Annotated in this window: 17 protein-coding genes; 14 read left to right on the top strand and 3 right to left on the bottom strand. The window is 67.1% G+C overall.

Annotated elements, in window-relative coordinates:
* Positions 1-219 precede the first annotated feature (219 nt).
* Entirely contained in the window at positions 220-2,400 is a 2,181-nt protein-coding gene (locus KDG50_03740; protein ID MCB1864517.1) for a malate synthase G, read from the bottom strand.
* 184 nt (positions 2,401-2,584) lie between these two features.
* On the opposite strand from KDG50_03740, the gene pdxH reads away from it, so the two are divergent.
* From pdxH to KDG50_03695, 9 genes are all read left to right on the top strand, one after another.
* Positions 2,585-3,232, top strand: coding sequence for a pyridoxamine 5'-phosphate oxidase (pdxH, locus tag KDG50_03735; GenBank protein MCB1864516.1), 648 nt, complete (start codon positions 2,585-2,587; stop codon positions 3,230-3,232).
* Between the two features lie 242 nt (positions 3,233-3,474).
* Positions 3,475-3,855 carry a hypothetical protein gene (locus KDG50_03730; GenBank protein ID MCB1864515.1) on the top strand — a complete coding sequence of 127 codons (381 nt, stop codon included), beginning with the start codon at positions 3,475-3,477 and terminating at the stop codon, positions 3,853-3,855.
* 207 nt (positions 3,856-4,062) lie between these two features.
* On the top strand, positions 4,063-4,383 hold the full coding sequence (locus KDG50_03725) for a c-type cytochrome (protein MCB1864514.1): 321 nt from the start codon (positions 4,063-4,065) through the stop codon (positions 4,381-4,383).
* Between the two features lie 25 nt (positions 4,384-4,408).
* Entirely contained in the window at positions 4,409-4,744 is a 336-nt protein-coding gene (locus KDG50_03720; protein MCB1864513.1) for a cytochrome c, read from the top strand.
* Positions 4,745-4,980: 236 nt separating this feature from the next.
* Entirely contained in the window at positions 4,981-5,868 is an 888-nt protein-coding gene (locus KDG50_03715; protein MCB1864512.1) for a phosphoribosylaminoimidazolesuccinocarboxamide synthase, read from the top strand.
* 46 nt (positions 5,869-5,914) lie between these two features.
* Complete coding sequence (locus KDG50_03710; protein ID MCB1864511.1) at positions 5,915-7,288, top strand: MATE family efflux transporter; 1,374 nt, start codon at positions 5,915-5,917, stop codon at positions 7,286-7,288.
* A 129-nt stretch (positions 7,289-7,417) separates the two neighbouring features.
* On the top strand, positions 7,418-8,689 hold the full coding sequence (locus tag KDG50_03705; GenBank protein ID MCB1864510.1) for a bifunctional O-acetylhomoserine aminocarboxypropyltransferase/cysteine synthase: 1,272 nt from the start codon (positions 7,418-7,420) through the stop codon (positions 8,687-8,689).
* 130 nt (positions 8,690-8,819) lie between these two features.
* Positions 8,820-9,266 (top strand): DsrE family protein, encoded by a 447-nt coding sequence (locus KDG50_03700; GenBank protein MCB1864509.1) that lies wholly within the window; start codon positions 8,820-8,822, stop codon positions 9,264-9,266.
* 17 nt (positions 9,267-9,283) lie between these two features.
* Positions 9,284-10,339, top strand: coding sequence for a carbon-nitrogen hydrolase family protein (locus KDG50_03695; protein ID MCB1864508.1), 1,056 nt, complete (start codon positions 9,284-9,286; stop codon positions 10,337-10,339).
* A 168-nt stretch (positions 10,340-10,507) separates the two neighbouring features.
* Here the strand turns inward: KDG50_03695 and KDG50_03690 are convergent, their stop codons facing one another.
* A complete protein-coding gene (locus tag KDG50_03690) occupies positions 10,508-12,127 on the bottom strand; it encodes an NAD-dependent malic enzyme (protein ID MCB1864507.1) in 1,620 nt (539 codons plus the stop codon).
* Between the two features lie 150 nt (positions 12,128-12,277).
* Here KDG50_03690 and KDG50_03685 point away from each other — a divergent pair, with 150 nt between their 5' ends.
* The 3 genes from KDG50_03685 (at position 12,278) to KDG50_03675 (ending at position 13,012) form a co-directional block, all read left to right on the top strand.
* On the top strand, positions 12,278-12,457 hold the full coding sequence (locus KDG50_03685; GenBank protein ID MCB1864506.1) for a hemin uptake protein HemP: 180 nt from the start codon (positions 12,278-12,280) through the stop codon (positions 12,455-12,457).
* Between the two features lie 76 nt (positions 12,458-12,533).
* Positions 12,534-12,755 carry a hypothetical protein gene (locus KDG50_03680; GenBank protein ID MCB1864505.1) on the top strand — a complete coding sequence of 74 codons (222 nt, stop codon included), beginning with the start codon at positions 12,534-12,536 and terminating at the stop codon, positions 12,753-12,755.
* The gene (locus KDG50_03675; GenBank protein MCB1864504.1) at positions 12,752-13,012 is read left to right on the top strand and encodes a hypothetical protein; all 261 of its coding nucleotides are present in this window, start codon (positions 12,752-12,754) and stop codon (positions 13,010-13,012) included. Before KDG50_03680 ends, KDG50_03675 begins: the two co-directional genes overlap by 4 nt.
* Position 13,013: 1 nt before the next feature.
* Here the strand turns inward: KDG50_03675 and KDG50_03670 are convergent, their stop codons facing one another.
* Complete coding sequence (locus KDG50_03670) at positions 13,014-14,207, bottom strand: hypothetical protein (GenBank protein MCB1864503.1); 1,194 nt, start codon at positions 14,205-14,207, stop codon at positions 13,014-13,016.
* A 238-nt stretch (positions 14,208-14,445) separates the two neighbouring features.
* Between KDG50_03670 and KDG50_03665 the strand changes: the two genes are divergently transcribed.
* Together KDG50_03665 and KDG50_03660 are read left to right on the top strand one after the other, a co-directional pair.
* Positions 14,446-15,306: a pirin family protein gene (locus KDG50_03665; protein MCB1864502.1), complete on the top strand. Its 861-nt coding sequence runs from the start codon at positions 14,446-14,448 to the stop codon at positions 15,304-15,306.
* An 85-nt stretch (positions 15,307-15,391) separates the two neighbouring features.
* Positions 15,392-16,156 (top strand): hypothetical protein, encoded by a 765-nt coding sequence (locus KDG50_03660; GenBank protein MCB1864501.1) that lies wholly within the window; start codon positions 15,392-15,394, stop codon positions 16,154-16,156.
* The last annotated feature ends 30 nt before the right edge of the window (positions 16,157-16,186 follow it).

The raw sequence follows: 16,186 nt of genomic DNA, 5'->3' as shown, positions 1-16,186 counted from the left end.
GTCCACGGCCGCGGCTATGGCAACGGCTATGGCTACAACGCCCCGTACTACGGCTATGCCCCCTACGGCTACGCCCCGGTCGCTCCGGTCGCCCCCGTCGCCCCGCAGGCGCCGGTCGCGAAGTAAGGGCTACGGCTCTATCGCTCCCGCCGCCGGACCGCCGTCCGGTGGCGCAACGGGAACGATGCGAAGGCGACCCGGGAAACCGGGTCGCCTTTTTTATTCATCCGGCAGCTTCGAACCGTCCTTGTGCATTCGACGGAAACGGTGCAGGGTCGGCTCGGTGTAGCCGTTCGGGGCCTCGCGCCCGCCAAAGATCAACGCCTCGGCGGCCTGGTAGGCGAACCCCGCATATGCGGGCGCCAGCGCCACGTAGTTTGAGTCACCGGCGTTCTGCTGATCGACGACCGTCGACATGCGATGCAGGCAATCGACGACCTGCTCACGCGTGACCACGCCGTGATGCAGCCAGTTGGCGATGTGCTGACTAGAGATGCGCAGGGTCGCGCGATCCTCCATGAGGCCGACATCGTGGATGTCCGGCACCTTCGAGCAGCCGACGCCCTGCTCGATCCAGCGCACCACGTAGCCGAGGATGCCCTGGCAGTTGTTGTCGAGTTCCTCGGCGATCTCCGCGGCCGTCCAGTTCGGCGTCATGACGACCGGTAGTTCCAGCAGCGCATCGAGCGGCGCACGCGATCGGCCCAGAAGCTCGCGCTGACGTGCGAACACGTCGACCGCGTGATAGTGCAGCGCATGCAGGGTTGCGGCCGTCGGCGACGGCACCCAGGCCGTGTTTGCGCCGGCCTCTGGGTGGGCCTGTTTGCTGTCGAACATCGCGCGCATGGCATCGGGCGCCGGCCACATGCCCTTGCCGATCTGGGCGCGGCCGCTCAGCCCGCAGGCCAGTCCCGTGTCCACGTTCCAGTCCTCATAGGCACGCATCCAGGTCGCCGATTTCATGTCGCCCTTGCGCAGCACCGGGCCGGCTTCCATGTCGGTGTGGATCTCGTCGCCCGTGCGGTCGAGAAAGCCGGTATTGATGAAGATCACGCGTTCGCGCGCCGCGTGGATGCAGGCGGCGAGATTCACCGTCGTGCGGCGTTCTTCGTCCATGATGCCGAGCTTCAGCGTGTTCGCAGAAAGACCCAGCGCCTGTTCGATCCGCCCGAACAGCGTGCAGGCGTGCGCGACCTCCGCCGGGCCGTGCATCTTCGGTTTGACGATGTAGACGTTGCCGTTGCGCGAATTGCGTGTCCGCGACGCCCCGTTCAGATCGTGCAGGGCGGCGAGCGTCGTGATCATGCCGTCGAGCATGCCCTCGGGGATCGGCTCGCCGTCGAGCAGCACCGCATCGGTGTGCATGTGGTGGCCGACGTTGCGCACCAGCAGCAGGCTGCGCCCGGACAGTCGGACCTGGCTACCGTCGGCTGCGGTGTATTCACGATCTGGACTCAGGTGGCGCTCGACCGAACGCCCGCCCTTATCGAAGCTCGCGGACAGCCGGCCGTTCATCAGGCCGAGCCAGTTGCGATAGGCGCCGACCTTGTCCTCGGCGTCCACGGCCGCAACCGAGTCCTCGAGATCGGCAATCGTCGTGACCGCGGACTCGATCCGCACGTCGGCCACGCCCGCCGGACTGTTCCGCCCGATCGGGTGCACCCGATCGATGACGACCTCCACATGCAGGCCGTGGTTGCGCAACAGTAGCGCGGACGGCGCATCCGGCGTACCGCGGTAGCCGGCGAACTGCCCCGTGCGAATCAGCGTTCGCGATGCACCATCGGCAGTCTGCGCCACCAGTCCCGCGCGGTCCACGCGGAAACCGCGGACCGCCCCATGCGAGAGGTCGGCAAGCGGCACGGTTCGATCCAGCCACCCATGGGCCCAGGCGATGACCCTGGAACCTCGTACCGGGTTGTAGGGGCCCGAGCGGCCGGCGCCATCCGACTCGTCGATCAGGTCGGTGCCGTACAGCGCGTCATAGAGCGAGCCCCAGCGCGCATTGGCCGCATTCAGCGCATAGCGCGCGTTCGACACCGGCACGACGAGCTGCGGACCGGCAATGCGGGCGATCTCGTCGTCGACGTTCGCGGTCGACACCTCGAAGCTCGCGGGCGGGTCTTCCAGATAGCCGATCTCGCGCAGGAACGCGCGATAGGCGCGCGCGTCATGGCGCCCGCCGCGATGGGTCAGATGCCAGCGGTCGATGGCCGCCTGCAGCGCGTCGCGCCGGGCCAGCAGTTCCCGATTGCGTGGCCCCAGCTCGCGCACGATGTCGGCCAGCGCGCCCCAGAAGGCCGCGGGCTCCACGCCGGTGCCCGGTGCGATCTCGTCGCGGACGAGGTCATGCAGTGGACGGGCGATCGCGAGCCCGCCGAGTTGAATTCGTTCGCTCATGGTCGTGGCTCCGTAGCGGTCGGGCCAACGCCGGGCAGGCTGCCCGATGCCATGGCCCTCACGTCAGAACAACCCAGCGCGGCGACCCGCGCAAATAGGAAATGCCAACCTTGAGTATTGTCGAGCGCGCCCGGATTTGCCGGCGCGCTAGACTTTTCACCTTCATGCATCCCGGAACATGCCCATGACCGACATCCGCGATCAGCGCGACCGCCGCCGCGAGTACGACGCCGCAAGCCTGCGCCGCGCCGATCTTGCCGCCGACCCCGTGGCCCAGTTCGAGCGCTGGTTCGCCGCCGCGCTCGAGGCCGAGACGATCGAGCCGACCGCCATGACGCTCGCGACGGCGACGGCCGCTGGCCGGCCCTCGGCACGCATCGTGCTGATGAAGCACTTCGACGCCGACGGCTTGTGCTGGTATACCGACTCGCGCAGCCGCAAGGGCGCAGAACTCGCGGACAATCCGCACGCGGCCCTGCTGTTCCACTGGCCCGGCGCGGAACGCCAGGTCCGCATTGAAGGCACGGTGGAGCGTCTGCCGCCAAATTTGGCCGACCGGTATTTCAACTCGCGACCGGAAGCCAGCCGCTACAGCGCGGCGGCATCCGTGCAATCGTCGGTGGTCGCAGGCCGCGACGTGTTGGAGTCCCGCGTCGCCGAACTACGCCTGGCCCACCCGGACGGCGGCGTCGCGCGCCCGGAAGCCTGGATCGGTTACCGACTGAGACCCGGGCGTTTCGAATTCTGGCAGGGCCGGGTCAACCGGCTGCACGACCGCTTTGAATATCGGCGCGACGCCAAGGGCTGGCAGGTCGAACGACTTTCACCCTGACCGGGTCCCTTACGGCGAGCCGCTCGAGCGTTCATGGTGCGGCGCGCGCACCGTGCGGCGCTGCGATAAGATTGCCGTCTTGGGAGGGGTCGTGGTCAGTTCCGGCGCGCTGCGCCGGAATGTGTCTTATTGCCCCGGTCGACACCACCCGCCGTCGCCGGCATCGTCTGGCGCTGGCCCAGAGCTGACATCACCCGATGGCTCGCAGACGCAGGCGCCGCCTGAGAAGTTCCGTACGCAGAATGATCCTCGCGCTCGGCGGCGCGGGGCTGCTGGTCGCGCTCGGCGCGGCGCTGGGGTTTTCCGCCGCGCGCATCTCCGGATCGGTGGAAGAACGCTGGAGCGTGCGTGAACCGATCGTCGCGACCGGCGGCGTTCTGCTGCCAACCGGCACCCATCTCGGCTGGCTGGGCCAAAGCGGCAGCCGCCACCGGCTGCAGCTGATCGTCGAGGTCACCGAGGGCGGAATGGGGTTTTTCTCGCGCAGCCACGCGCGGCGCGGCACCCCCGAGCCATTGCCGCCGCGCTTCACCGGTCAGTCGGCGGTCAGCGGCATCACCGGCGTGGCCCCGTTGTTTGGTCCCGAACCCGAACCGGCACCCGAACAGAAACCCGAAAAGTGAGCCCTGTCCGGGAGCGCGTGCCGGCAATCGACAGCGCAAGTAAGAATATACTAATATTGAAGGCTTTCGCCGGTCCGATCCGCTTGGCGGGCTGGCGTCCGAAACTGGATTTTGCACCCTGCCGTGGTCCGGCCCTCCGGTTGGCGGCCACCGTCCGGCTCGGCGCCCGATTACAACAACCCGTTTCTCAGGAGAAACCAATCAATGATGCAAGCTCGTAGCATGCGTCGCGCACTTGCGGTCGCCGCAATGCTCGCCGCGGCCAACGCGTCCGCCGGTGATTCCGCCGCGGGCAAGGTCAAGGCGGAAGCCTGCCTGGGTTGCCACGGCGCGCCGGGGGTCTCCAACGCCTACCCGACCTATCACGTGCCGAAGGTTTCCGGTCAGCACGCCGACTACATCGTCGCGGCCCTGAAGGGTTACGCGAGCGGCGAGCGCGGCCACAAGACCATGCAGGCCCAAGCCGCCACCCTGAGCGATCAGGACATGGCCGACATCGCGGCGTTTTTCGCCGGCGGTGCCCACTAAGCCGCGCAACAGGAGAGTTAGAGAAATGAACAAGATCATCTCCACGCTGGCTGCCGTCCTGCTTGGCACCTTCGTGATCAATACGGCCAGCGCCGGCGGTGATGCCGCCGCAGGCGAAAGCAAGGCCGTGACCTGCGTCGGCTGTCACGGACCGAACGGCGTGAGCAGCGTTTCCATCTACCCAGTGCTGGCCGGCCAGTACGAGAACTACCTGTATCGCGCGCTGATCGACTACAAGTCCGGCGAACGCAAGAACCCGATCATGGCGGGCATGGTCGCGGGGCTGACCGAAGAAGACATGAAAAATCTCGCCGCGTACTATGCGGCCCAAGGTGGTCCGCTGACCTTCGTGCATCACTAGGGAAGCTCTGATCAATCCATCCCGGATTGCCAGAGCGCCGAAAACGAAAAAGTGCGATTTTTCGTTTTCTTTCATTTTCAACGTGTTACACCCGTTGAAAATGGCAGCACGTCCATGTGCTGCGGGAAACTCTGACAATTCAGAGTTTCCCTAGGCCGCAGCACAGCCCATCGCCACGCGATCCAGCGGCCCCGACCGGCAACGGTTCGGGGCCGCACTTTTTCCGGGAGCACAGAATGTCGGAACCGTTGTTTGAATCCAGCCTCTCGGGCCTGGAGCTTCTGAATCGCGGCAAGGTCCGTGACATCTACGCCGTGGGCGACGATCACCTGCTGATCGTGGCGACCGATCGTCTGTCGGCGTTCGATGTGGTCCTGCCAACCGCGATTCCGGGCAAGGGCGAGATCCTCACTCAGCTTTCGCGGTTCTGGTTCGATCTGACGAAAGATCTGGTCGCCAATCACATGGCGGCCGACCTGACGCTGGCCGATGTCGTGCCGAATGCGGTGGAACGCGCGACGCTCGGCGATCGCGCGATGGTCGTGCGCCGGCTCAAGCCGCTGCCGATCGAGGCGATCGTGCGCGGCTACATCATCGGCTCGGGCTGGAAGGACTATCAGCGCACCGGCGCGGTGTGCGGTATCGGCCTGCCGGCCGGCCTGCGACTCGCCGACCAGCTGCCGGAACCGCTGTTCACGCCATCCACCAAGGCCGACGTCGGCGAACACGACGAGAACATCGACTACGCGCAGACTGTCAGCCTGATTGGCGCCGAGCGCGCGGCCGAAGTCCGCGACACGGCGCTGGCCATCTACACCCGCGCGCGTGACCATGCCTCGGCGCGCGGCATCATCATTGCGGACACGAAGTTCGAATTCGGCCTCGACGACGACGGCCAACTCGTGCTGATCGACGAAGTCCTCACGCCGGATTCGTCGCGGTTCTGGCCCGCGGACAGCTGGCGGCCCGGCGAGAATCCGCCAAGCTTCGACAAGCAGTTTGTGCGCGACTGGCTCGAGACCCAGCCGTGGAACAAGAAGGCCCCCGGGCCAATCCTGCCGCCGGAGATCGCGACCCGCACGGCCGAGAAGTACCGCGAGGCACTGCAACGTCTGACCGCCTGATCGGCGTCGCGACCGCGGCGCGCCCGGCGCCGGCAGCGGCCGCGGCATGACCAGCGGACCTTGGTTGCGCGAGACCGTCGCGCTCGGCCGCGTTGCCGGCCCGTTGGTCGTCACCCAGCTCGTGCAGGTCGGCATGGGCTTCACCGACACCCTGTTCGCCGGGCGCCTCGGCGCGACCGCGCTGGGCGCGGTCGGTCTGGGTTTCGCGCTGTGGATCCCCGCACTGCTGGCCATGCTTGGCATCCTGACCGCGCTGTCGCCGATCGTCGCCCAGCTCGACGGCGCCGGGCGCACGGCGGCGATCGCGGCGCGCGTGCGCCAGGCCCTGTGGCTGGCCCTGGTCGTGGGCGCGCTGGCGTCGATCGCGGTCGTCGTGAGTCCCGCGCTGCTCGGGCCATTGGGCATCGACGCCTCGCTGCATTCGCCGACCCGCGACTACCTCGATGCGCTCGCCTGGGGACTGCCCGGCGCGGCGCTGTTCGCAGCGCTGCGGTTTACCAGCGAAGGTCTGGGCCGCACTGCGCCGATCATGCTGGTATCGCTGGTCGCGCTCGCGGCGAACGCGCTGCTGGACTACGTGCTGATGTTCGGCGCGTTCGGCGTTCCCGCACTGGGCGTCGCCGGTGCGGGCCACGCCACGGCGATCGTGATGTGGATGGAACTCGCCCTGCTCGGCTGGTACGTCCGCCGCGCGCCCGCGCTGCGCGCGCTCGGCATCTTCGCGCGGTTCGATCCGCCTCGGCGCCGCGCGCTCGCCGAACATCTCGCACTGGGCGCGCCCATCGCCGGCGCCATGCTGCTCGAAGTCGGGTTCTTCACCGGCATCGCCCTGCTGATGGGGCGCTGGGGTGCCGCCGGTGCCGGCGCCCATCAGGTCGCGGTGAACTGGGCGGCGCTGATGTTCATGGTGCCGCTCGGCATCGGACTCGCCGCGACCGTGCGTGTCGGCCAGTCGATTGGCCGTCGCGACACAGCCGGCGCACGCCGCGCGGCGAGTGTCGCCCTGCTGATTGGACTCGGTTTCGCGCTGGTCTCGGCCAGTGCCATGCTGCTGATCCCCGAGGCCATCACGGCGGCCTACGGTGCCGAAGCCGGGGTCGCGGCACTGGCCGTGGACCTGCTGCGCATCGCGGCCCTGTTTCAGCTCGCCGATGCACTCCAGGTCGTCGCGATGGGCGCGCTGCGCGGCCTGAAGGACACGCGCGTGCCGATGTGGATCAGCGCCATCGCGTACTGGGCCATCGGCCTGCCGCTCGGCTGGTGGCTCGGGGTGGTCGTCTACGACGAACCGCGCATGCTCTGGTGGGGTTTCGTCGCAGGCCTGGTCACTGCCGCAGTCCTGCTGCTTGCGCGGTTGCACACGAGTCTGCGCCCGGCGGCGCTGGAGGCCAGATTCGTCACTCCGGACGACCTGGACTGAAACCCTGCGCCGGCACCGCCGGCTTGCGGGCATGCGGCCCGTGGTTCACAGTGCGAGGCCGAAAATCAAACCGCGCCGCGGGTTCGTCCCGCCGTCGCGATACAACACCCACCGGAGGAACCCACCGACATGAAGATCGAAACGCTCGCGATTCACGGCGGCTACAGCCCGGACCCGACGACCAAGGCCGTCGCGGTGCCGATCTACCAGACCACGAGCTACGCGTTCGACAACACCCAGCACGGCGCGGACCTGTTCGACCTCAAGGTGCCGGGCAACATCTACACGCGCATCATGAACCCGACCACGGACGTGCTCGAGCAGCGCGTCGCGGCGATGGAAGGCGGCATTGCCGGGCTCGGTCTCGCCTCGGGCATGGCCGCAATCACCTACTCGATCTTCACGATCGCCCAGGCCGGCGACAACATCGTCACCACGAGTCAGCTCTACGGCGGCACCTACAACCTGTTCGCGCACACCCTGCCGCGGCTCGGCATCGAGTCACGTTTCGTGGATGCCAAGGACATCGACGGCATGGCGGCGAAGATCGATGCCAAGACCAAGGCGGTGTTCTGCGAATCCATCGGCAACCCGGCGGGCAATGTCGTCGACTTCGGCGCAATCGCCGACATGGCACATGCGCATGGCGTGCCGGTCATCGTCGACAACACAGTGCCAACGCCGTATCTGTGTCGCCCGTTCGAACACGGCGCGGATGTCGTCGTGCATGCACTGACGAAGTACATGGGTGGCCATGGCAACTCGATCGGCGGCATCGTCGTGGATTCCGGCAAGTTCCCGTGGGCGGAACATGCCGACCGTTTCCCGATGCTGAATGAACCGGATGTTTCCTATCACGGCGTCGTGTATACGGAAGCGCTCGGACCCGCGGCCTATATCGGGCGCTGTCGTGTCGTGCCGCTGCGCAACATGGGCAGTGCGCTGTCACCGTTCAACAGCTTCCTGATCCTGCAAGGGATCGAGACCCTGCCGGTGCGCATGGACCGTCATTGCGAGAACGCCATGAAGGTCGCGGAGTTCCTGCGCAACCAGTCCAAGGTCGCATGGGTGAACTACGCCGGACTTTCCGATCACCCCGACCATGCCTTGGTGCAGAAATACATGGGCGGCCGGGCCGCATCGATTCTCAGCTTCGGCATCAAGGGCGGACGCGAGGCCGGCGCACGGTTCATCGATGCGCTGAATCTCGTCGTGCGGCTCGTGAACATCGGCGACGCGAAATCGCTGGCCTGCCATCCGGCCACCACCACGCATCGCCAGCTCGGCCCGGAGGAACTCAAGCGCGCGGGCGTCAGCGAAGATCTCGTGCGGCTGTCGATCGGCATCGAGAACGTCGACGACATCATCGCCGACATCGAACAGGCGCTCGCCGCGGCCTGATCTTCGTACCCACCGAACGGCACATGGAGGTGCCGTCCGCAAACGGGCAATCCGGGTTTTCGCGCACGAAACGGTCTATACCTGTCATGTACGGCGTTGCAGGCAACGCCCCCCAAGAGAGGCAAGTCCGATGAAACACCTCAAGTTCGCCGCGTTCGCGGCACTGATTTCGAGTCTATTCGCAGCCGCCCCCCTGACCGCGGGCGAGCCGTCTGCGGACAACCGCTGGGAAAAGACCGTTTTCCACATCGACGAGATGCGCAACGCACGCTGGGCACTGCTGCTCGCCCGCGCCTATCTCGAGGACTCGCCCGGCGCAAGGCTCGCCATTGTGGCCTACGGGCCAGGCGTTGACTTTCTGCTGGAGGGCACCAACGATCCTCGCGGCCAACCCTACGATCCTGCGGTGCTGGACCTCATCGAAAAGGGCGTTGTTTTCAGCGTCTGCGGAACCACACTCAAGGCGCGTGATATCGATCCGGACACCGTATTGCCCGGCGTGAAGATCGTTCCATCCGGCATCACCGAAATCGCGCGTCTGCAGATTCGCGAAGGCTACGCGTACCTGAAACCCTGAGAAACAGAGGCAGAACCATGCGCAGACGCAGTTTCAACCAGATTCTCGCGAGCGCCATCGCGGCCGCGCTCGCGCCAGGGATCGCGCACGGAAAAACCCCGACACAGCTGCGTGCAGCGGCCATCCAGATGCAGCCGAAGCTGGCCGATGTGGAAGCGAACCTCGCGCAGGCCGAACAACTGATTCATGAGGCCCAACATCGTGGCGCCGACTGGATCGTGCTGCCGGAGATGTTCACGACGGCGGCGGCGTTTCACACGGACATGATCCGCGCGATCCGCCCGATCGACGGCGCGCCGGCGCAGTTGCTCAGGCGCATGGCGCGCGCGGGCCACTGCACCATCGGCGCGTCTTTCCTTGCGGTCGACCGCGGCAAGGTTTTCAACAGCTTTCTGCTCGTGCATCCGGACGGGCAGATGCAACGCCATGACAAGGATCTGCCGACCTACTGGGAGAATTGTGTAAATGTCGGCGGTGATGACGACGGCGTGCTCGACACCCCGATCGGTCCGGTCGGCGTGGCGCTGTGCTGGGAACTGATTCGCAGCCAGACTGCAAGACGCCTCGTAAACAAGGTACGTCTTGCCGTTGGCGGCTCGTGCTGGTGGACGCTCCCCGACGACGCACCGGCGGATCATCCGTTGCGTGCCACGAATCTGGCGATGCTGAAACAGGCTCCGGTGGACCTTGCGCGCATGCTCGGCGTGCCCGTGATCCACGGATCCCACGCCGGACCGTTCGCCGGATTCTTCAGCCCGGAGCTGCCGGATGTCCCGTATGACTCGAGCTACCTCGGTGAGGCCTGCATCGTGGACTCGCAGGGCGGCGTGAAGGGAAGTCGCAGCCTCGCCGAGGGTGCCGGTGTCGTGATCGCAGACATCGAACTGCCGGCAGCCCCACAACCAGGCATGCCGATTCCCGACCGCTACTGGACACCGGTGGACATGCCGCGCGAGTGGCAGGAATCCTTCGAGCGCTGGTTCGAAACCGGTGGCGACTACTATCGCGAAGTCACGGAACACTACCTGGCCAGCGGCGAAATACCCGAGTACCTCCCGCCATACATGCGCTAGCGTTGACAGGCTGTTGAAATTTTCTTTTCAACGGCCTGTTGGCGCGAGACAGGGACGTCTCGCCCGAAAATCGAACGCACAAGCGTTTGATTTTCGTGAGCAACCGAAAACCACGCTTTTCGGTTGCGACGTTGAAAAGGCCATGGATGGGCCTTTTTCAACAACCTGTTAGTACTCCGGCCGATAGACGTAGTCGGCAATTTCCGCCGCGATGTTTTTTGGCGGTCGCTCAGCGACTCCTTCGGCAACGGCCTGCTCGATCACCGCCGTTGCGATCCGCGCCGAAACGGCGCGGATGTCGGCCAGCGGCGGGTAGACCGTGCCGGTCGCCAGGTCCGCGGCGCTCACTGAATCCGCCAGCGCGCGTGCGGCACGCAGGAACATTGCGCAGGTGATCACCCGCGCGCCACACAGCACGGCGCCAAGCCCGACGCCCGGAAACACATACGCGTTGTTGCCCTGACCGGGACGCAGCCACTGGCCGTTGACCTGCATGGGATCGAACGGACTGCCGCTGGCGAAGATCGCCCGACCCTCGCTCCACTCGTAGGCCTGCGCGGCCGTGCATTCTGCGCGATCGGTCGGGTTCGACAGGGCGAACACGATCGGCCGCGGGTGGTGGGTGTTCAGCGCGGCGATGGCTTCGCGCGTGAACACACCCGGCGCGCCGGTCGCGCCGATCAGTACCTGCGGCCGGTGCAGATTGATCGCACCGACCAGACTCAGTTGCTGCTGATCGACCGCGTAGCAGGCATTGTGCGGTGCCAGGTCGGTTCGACTCGTCACCAGCAGGCCGTTGACGTCCACGAACCAGGCACGCGCGCGCGCCTCGGCAAGCCCCAATCCGTCGGCCACCATCGCCTGCACGATCATGTCGGCGATTCCGGTCGCCGCCGAGCCGGCGCCCACGAACATCAACCGCAGCTCGCCGAGCGCGGCACCCGTGATGCGCAGTGCGGCCATCACACCGGCGAGCGCGACCGCACCGGTGCCCTGGATGTCGTCGTTGAAACACGGCACACGTTCGCGATAGCGCGCCAGCAGTGCATAGGCATTCGGGGTGAGGAAATCCTCGAACTGGATCAGCGCGCGCGGAAACGCGTCATGCACGGCATCGACGAATTCGTCGACCAGTTCCAGATAGGCCGAACCGCGCAGCCGCGGGCGGTTCACCCCGAGGTACAGCGGGTCGTTCCGCAGGGCTTCGTTGTCGCTGCCGACATCGAGCATGACCGGCAGGCAGTGCTCGGGACGTATTCCCGCGCAGGCGACATACAACGACAGCTTGCCGATGGAGATGCCGATGCCGTTTGCGCCCAGATCGCCGAGCCCGAGGATGCGTTCGCCATCGGTGACCACGACGACACGCACATCGCGCTCGGGCCAGTTGTCCAGAATTTCGCGGATCTGGCCGCGGTCGTCCGGATTCACATAAAAGCCCCGCGGGGTGCGAAAGATGTGCGCGAACTCGCGGCAGGCCTGCCCGACGGTGGGCGTATAGATCAGCGGCATGATCTCGTCGATGTGCTCAATGGCCACCCGATAGAACAGCCGCTCGTTTCGATTCTGCAAGGCGGTGAGAAAGATGTATTTCTCGATCGCGCTGGTCTTCGCGCGCAGGTTCGCCAGCACGCGCGTGACCTGCATCGCCTGCGTGGATACGGTCGCCGGAAGCAGGCCGCGCAGGCCCAGTGCCTCACGCTCGGCGTGGGTAAATGCCGTGGACTTGGTGCGCGCGGGGTCGCGCAGCAAGGCGCGGCCGCGCGGCGAGGCGGAATCGCCCGACATCGCAATAGGCCCTGTCACACCGCGGGAGCGGCGAAGCTGTCTAGTGTAGAGCGCCGGTCAGCCCGTGGTGCGACCGCGATGGATCGTCCGCGGATCGAAACCTTTTCGAACCAGTTGCATTTCGTTATTGCGACTCATTATCATTCGTATATGATCGATACCAGCAAGCCCCGTCGGCCGGCCGTGGACAAGGCACCCGCCGCCGACACCGCCCGTCGCATCCAGGTGGACCAGCTGATGGGCGGCGCGCGAAGCGTGATTCTCGAACACGCCGGCTGCGAATACCGGCTGACCCAGACGCGCAATGGCAAGCTGATTCTCACCAAGTAACACCGGACTCTCTCGCCAGCCAGCCGGCCACGGCCGGGCACGCCAGCCTCCGTCCAGACACCCGAAGGAGGTCAACATGAAACAGCGTCCCCAGCAGGTCCCGACCAACGGCGCCGGCGGCCTGCGCTTCCCGCTTTCCCCCGAGGCATTCGCGGACGCGGCCCGTCGGCTCGCCAATCCACCGCCGCTGGCACCGCAGCGCTGGAGCGCAGCGGTGCCGACCTGGTCGGCGATCACGCTGACGCTGGTCGCGATGGGCTGGCTGGTGATGTTCGGCGCTGGGCCGGCCGTGCCGTGAATGCCGTAACCCCTGCCGAGGACGCCGACTGGCTGGTTCTTTCAGCCGTGCACGCCGAGACCGGCCTGCCCGGTCCGCCAGCACCCCTGATCTACGCGCCGGAGCGGTTTCCCGTCTGGCATTTCCTGATCCGCTACCGTTCAATCTCGGCCAGCTTTCGCGAGGCCGCGGACACGGCATCGCGGCGCGAGGACCTCAGGCGCGCGCTCGAAGTGCTGTTCGCCCAGCGCCCCGAACTGTTCGCGAACGCCGGCTGACTCATCCTGCCAGGCGCTCGCATTCTCCGAGTACGGCCTGCAAACCGTTGATGCCGTAGCGCTTCATGGTGTCGCGACCGATGACGGCCGTTTGAAAGGCCAGCTTGTCGTCGTTCGCCACGGCGTGGATGGCCTGGCGAAAATGCTCGGCCGGCGTCTCCGGCAGGGGTATGCGCAGACCAACGCCCGCGGACTGCAGGGCCTGACCGGTCAGGCGATTTTCCATGTGATAGCTCAGCACCAGCTGCGGACGCCCCGAGAGCAACGCTACACAGGCAAGTCCGTGTCCGCCACAGTGAATCACGGCGCGGGTGCGCGGCATTTCGCAGGGCAGATCAACGAACGAATCCGCCACCTCAAGCCCACCGGCCTCGAACTGCTCCCGATACGGCGCGCCGGCCTCGCCGGAGTAGACCAGCGCCGGCAGGCGCATTGAACACAGCGCCTCGCGCAACGGGGCATTGGTCACCGCGATCGGATGCAGGTAGATGAACAGCCGGTCACCGCGGTGGTCGGCGACGTCGACGGACTGCGTGTCGATCAGCCCCAGGTACGGGTCCCTGCGCAGCCCACGGTAGGGGTCCAGCACCGGATAGGTGCAGGCGCACTGCACGTCGCCCTGCACGACCTGCGGCAGGGCATCGATTGCGGGTCGACCACAGGCCGCCAGCGCGCGGTTGACGTTGTCGATCAGACCGGCCTCGTCGAACAGTGGCGGGTCGTCGGTCTGGAGGGTCGGCGGGAAGGTCTTCAGGTCGGACGGCGGCAGCCAATAGCCGGCGCCGAAGTTCAACGACGGCACACGAGCGCGCGCCGCCAGCATCAGCCCGGGGGCATAGTCGCCGATCACCAGTGCCGGGCGCAGTTCATCGAGCATCGCGCTCCATTGCCGCACGCTGGCTTCCACCGCGCCGGCGTCGTGAAAGCCGCCAAAGCCGAGTGTCTGACCGAAATTCGCCGAGGCGCGCATGAGATTGCGGTGCGTCTGGTACTCGGCGGGCGGATCCGGCCAGCGCGGCGCGGGCACGACCGCCTCCTCACGAATGCCGACGACCGGCGCCGTTTCTGGGAACTTCAGCGCGTATCGGGTCGACCAGCCCGATGCCTCCAGCGCCTCTCCGACCAGCCTGAGCTTGTGCACATGACCAAGGCCGCGGCCCATTTCCCAGCCCAGCAATACGGATCGCTTCTGCATCGTTCGTGGTCTCACCCCTGTGCAAGAATCTGCCATACAAGGGAAACGCTGAACAATTCAGAGTTTCCCGCGGCACATGGATGTGCCGCCATTTTCAACGGCTGCAAGCCGTTGAAGATGAGAGAAAACGAAGAATCGCACTTTTTCGTTTTCGTCGCCCTGGCAATCCTGGAAGGATTGATCAGGGCTTCCCAAGCGGATGCCGCGCCGCGGCCCGCATCCCCACCGGAGCCACGCCATGACTGCCAGCATCACCACCTTGCGCCCGCTGATCCGCGTCGCGCGCGGCCAGGCCGCCTCCGACGGCGACGGCGTGCAACTCACCCGCATCATCGGCACGCCCGAACTGAACGCCGTGGACCCGTTTCTGCTGCTCGACGCGTTCGGCACCGACCGTCCCGCGGACTATATCGGCGGGTTTCCACCACATCCACACCGCGGCTTCGAAACGGTCACCTATCTGCTCGCCGGGCGCATGCGCCACCGCGACAACGCCGGCCACGAGGGCGTCATCGAACCGGGCGGCATCCAGTGGATGACCGCCGGCCGCGGCATCGTGCATTCGGAAATGCCCGAGCAGGACCATGGCGAGCTGGCGGGCTTCCAGCTCTGGGTCAACCTGCCCGCCGCGCACAAGATGGCCGCGCCCGCGTACCGCGAATACACGGCCGAACAGATTCCGACGGAGAACCGGGACGGGATCAGCATCCGCGTGATCAGCGGCACGACCGCCGGCGGCATCACCGGCCCGGTGCGCAACGTTGTGACCGAACCGCTGTATCTGGACGTGACCCTTGAGGCCGACGCGCCGTACGAGGAACCGATCGCGGACGGCGCCAGCGTGATCGCCTACCTAATTCGCGGCGCGGCGAGCACAGCCGCCGCTGGCGAACGGCGCCGCACGCTCACCGCCGGAGAGCTCGGCGTGTTCGGCCCGGGCGATGGTGTGTCGCTGACCGCCGGACCGGACGGCGCACGCCTGCTGTTGATCGCAGCCCGACGCATTGGCGAACCGATCGCGCGCGGCGGACCGTTCGTCATGAACACGCGCGCGGAGGTCGAGCAGGCATTCGCCGACTACCGTGCGGGGCGGTTCTGAGTGCCAGCCGCCAGCCGCCAGCCGCCAGCCGCCAGCCGCGAGCCCAGCCCAGCCCAGCCCAGCCCAGCCAGCCCCGGAGGTCCCGATGCTCACGTCCACGTCCCAGGCCTCGTCGTCCACCCGCGCGCCCGCGCCGTCGCTGCGCGCGCGCCTCCACACCGTCGCCGACGCGACCCGCGCCGCGCTCGCCGACCCCGACGACACCCAGCAGGCGTTCCGCATCGCCGACGCGCTGTCGTTCGACAACCCGCAGCGCATGCTGCGCCGGTTCCGCCGCACCGACTCGGGCGCGCGCCTGCTGGCCCGTCGCGACGACCTGCTGGCGGTGCTGACCGACCGGCCCCGCCTCGAGGCCATGCCCGAGGGCAGCCTGGCCCACGCCTACCTGCGCTTCCTCGACGGCGAGGGCATCACCGCCGCCGGCCTGGTCCAGGCCAGCCTCGACGGCGTCGGCGCCGCCGCCGCCGACGTCGACGCGCGCGATCCGGTCGCCTACGTCCGCACGCGCATGCGCGACACCCACGACCTCTGGCACACCGTCACCGGCTACCGCGGCGACCTGCTCGGCGAGGCCGCGCTGCTGGCGTTCACCTTCGCCCAGACCGGCAACCTCGGCGTCGGCTTCCTCGCCGGCATCGGCGTCGTCCTCGGCGGCGTGCCCGGCGCGCGCCGCTTCATCGCCCAGGGCTACGCCCGCGGCCGGCGCGCCACCTGGATGCCGCCGGTCGACTGGGTCAAGCTGCTGCCGCGGCCGCTCGACGAGGTCCGCCGCGACCTCGGCATCACCGAGCTGCCGGTGTACGAGCCGGTCCGCACCCACGCGGTGCCGGCCGACGCCTGGCCGAGCTGACGCTCAGCTCTTCTTGCGCGACTTGCGCTT

The sequence above is a fragment of the Chromatiales bacterium genome (assembly GCA_020445605.1).
In the GTDB taxonomy this organism is placed as follows: Bacteria; Pseudomonadota; Gammaproteobacteria; order JAGRGH01; family JAGRGH01; genus JAGRGH01.
The sequence above is the reverse complement of the archived record's forward strand: the minus strand, read 5'-3'. Positions and strand labels throughout refer to the sequence as shown.

Coding starts and splice junctions, on each gene's coding strand:
- KDG50_03670 (MCB1864503.1), bottom strand. CDS start 14,207: ATGCAGAAGCGATCCGTATTGCTGGGCTGGGAAATGGGCCGCGGCCTT.
- KDG50_03660 (MCB1864501.1), top strand. CDS start 15,392: ATGCTCACGTCCACGTCCCAGGCCTCGTCGTCCACCCGCGCGCCCGCG.
- KDG50_03685 (MCB1864506.1), top strand. CDS start 12,278: ATGATCGATACCAGCAAGCCCCGTCGGCCGGCCGTGGACAAGGCACCC.
- KDG50_03690 (MCB1864507.1), bottom strand. CDS start 12,127: ATGTCGGGCGATTCCGCCTCGCCGCGCGGCCGCGCCTTGCTGCGCGAC.
- KDG50_03715 (MCB1864512.1), top strand. CDS start 4,981: ATGTCGGAACCGTTGTTTGAATCCAGCCTCTCGGGCCTGGAGCTTCTG.
- pdxH (MCB1864516.1), top strand. CDS start 2,585: ATGACCGACATCCGCGATCAGCGCGACCGCCGCCGCGAGTACGACGCC.
- KDG50_03725 (MCB1864514.1), top strand. CDS start 4,063: ATGCAAGCTCGTAGCATGCGTCGCGCACTTGCGGTCGCCGCAATGCTC.
- KDG50_03700 (MCB1864509.1), top strand. CDS start 8,820: ATGAAACACCTCAAGTTCGCCGCGTTCGCGGCACTGATTTCGAGTCTA.
- KDG50_03665 (MCB1864502.1), top strand. CDS start 14,446: ATGACTGCCAGCATCACCACCTTGCGCCCGCTGATCCGCGTCGCGCGC.
- KDG50_03710 (MCB1864511.1), top strand. CDS start 5,915: ATGACCAGCGGACCTTGGTTGCGCGAGACCGTCGCGCTCGGCCGCGTT.
- KDG50_03720 (MCB1864513.1), top strand. CDS start 4,409: ATGAACAAGATCATCTCCACGCTGGCTGCCGTCCTGCTTGGCACCTTC.
- KDG50_03740 (MCB1864517.1), bottom strand. CDS start 2,400: ATGAGCGAACGAATTCAACTCGGCGGGCTCGCGATCGCCCGTCCACTG.
- KDG50_03730 (MCB1864515.1), top strand. CDS start 3,475: ATGATCCTCGCGCTCGGCGGCGCGGGGCTGCTGGTCGCGCTCGGCGCG.
- KDG50_03705 (MCB1864510.1), top strand. CDS start 7,418: ATGAAGATCGAAACGCTCGCGATTCACGGCGGCTACAGCCCGGACCCG.
- KDG50_03695 (MCB1864508.1), top strand. CDS start 9,284: ATGCGCAGACGCAGTTTCAACCAGATTCTCGCGAGCGCCATCGCGGCC.
- KDG50_03680 (MCB1864505.1), top strand. CDS start 12,534: ATGAAACAGCGTCCCCAGCAGGTCCCGACCAACGGCGCCGGCGGCCTG.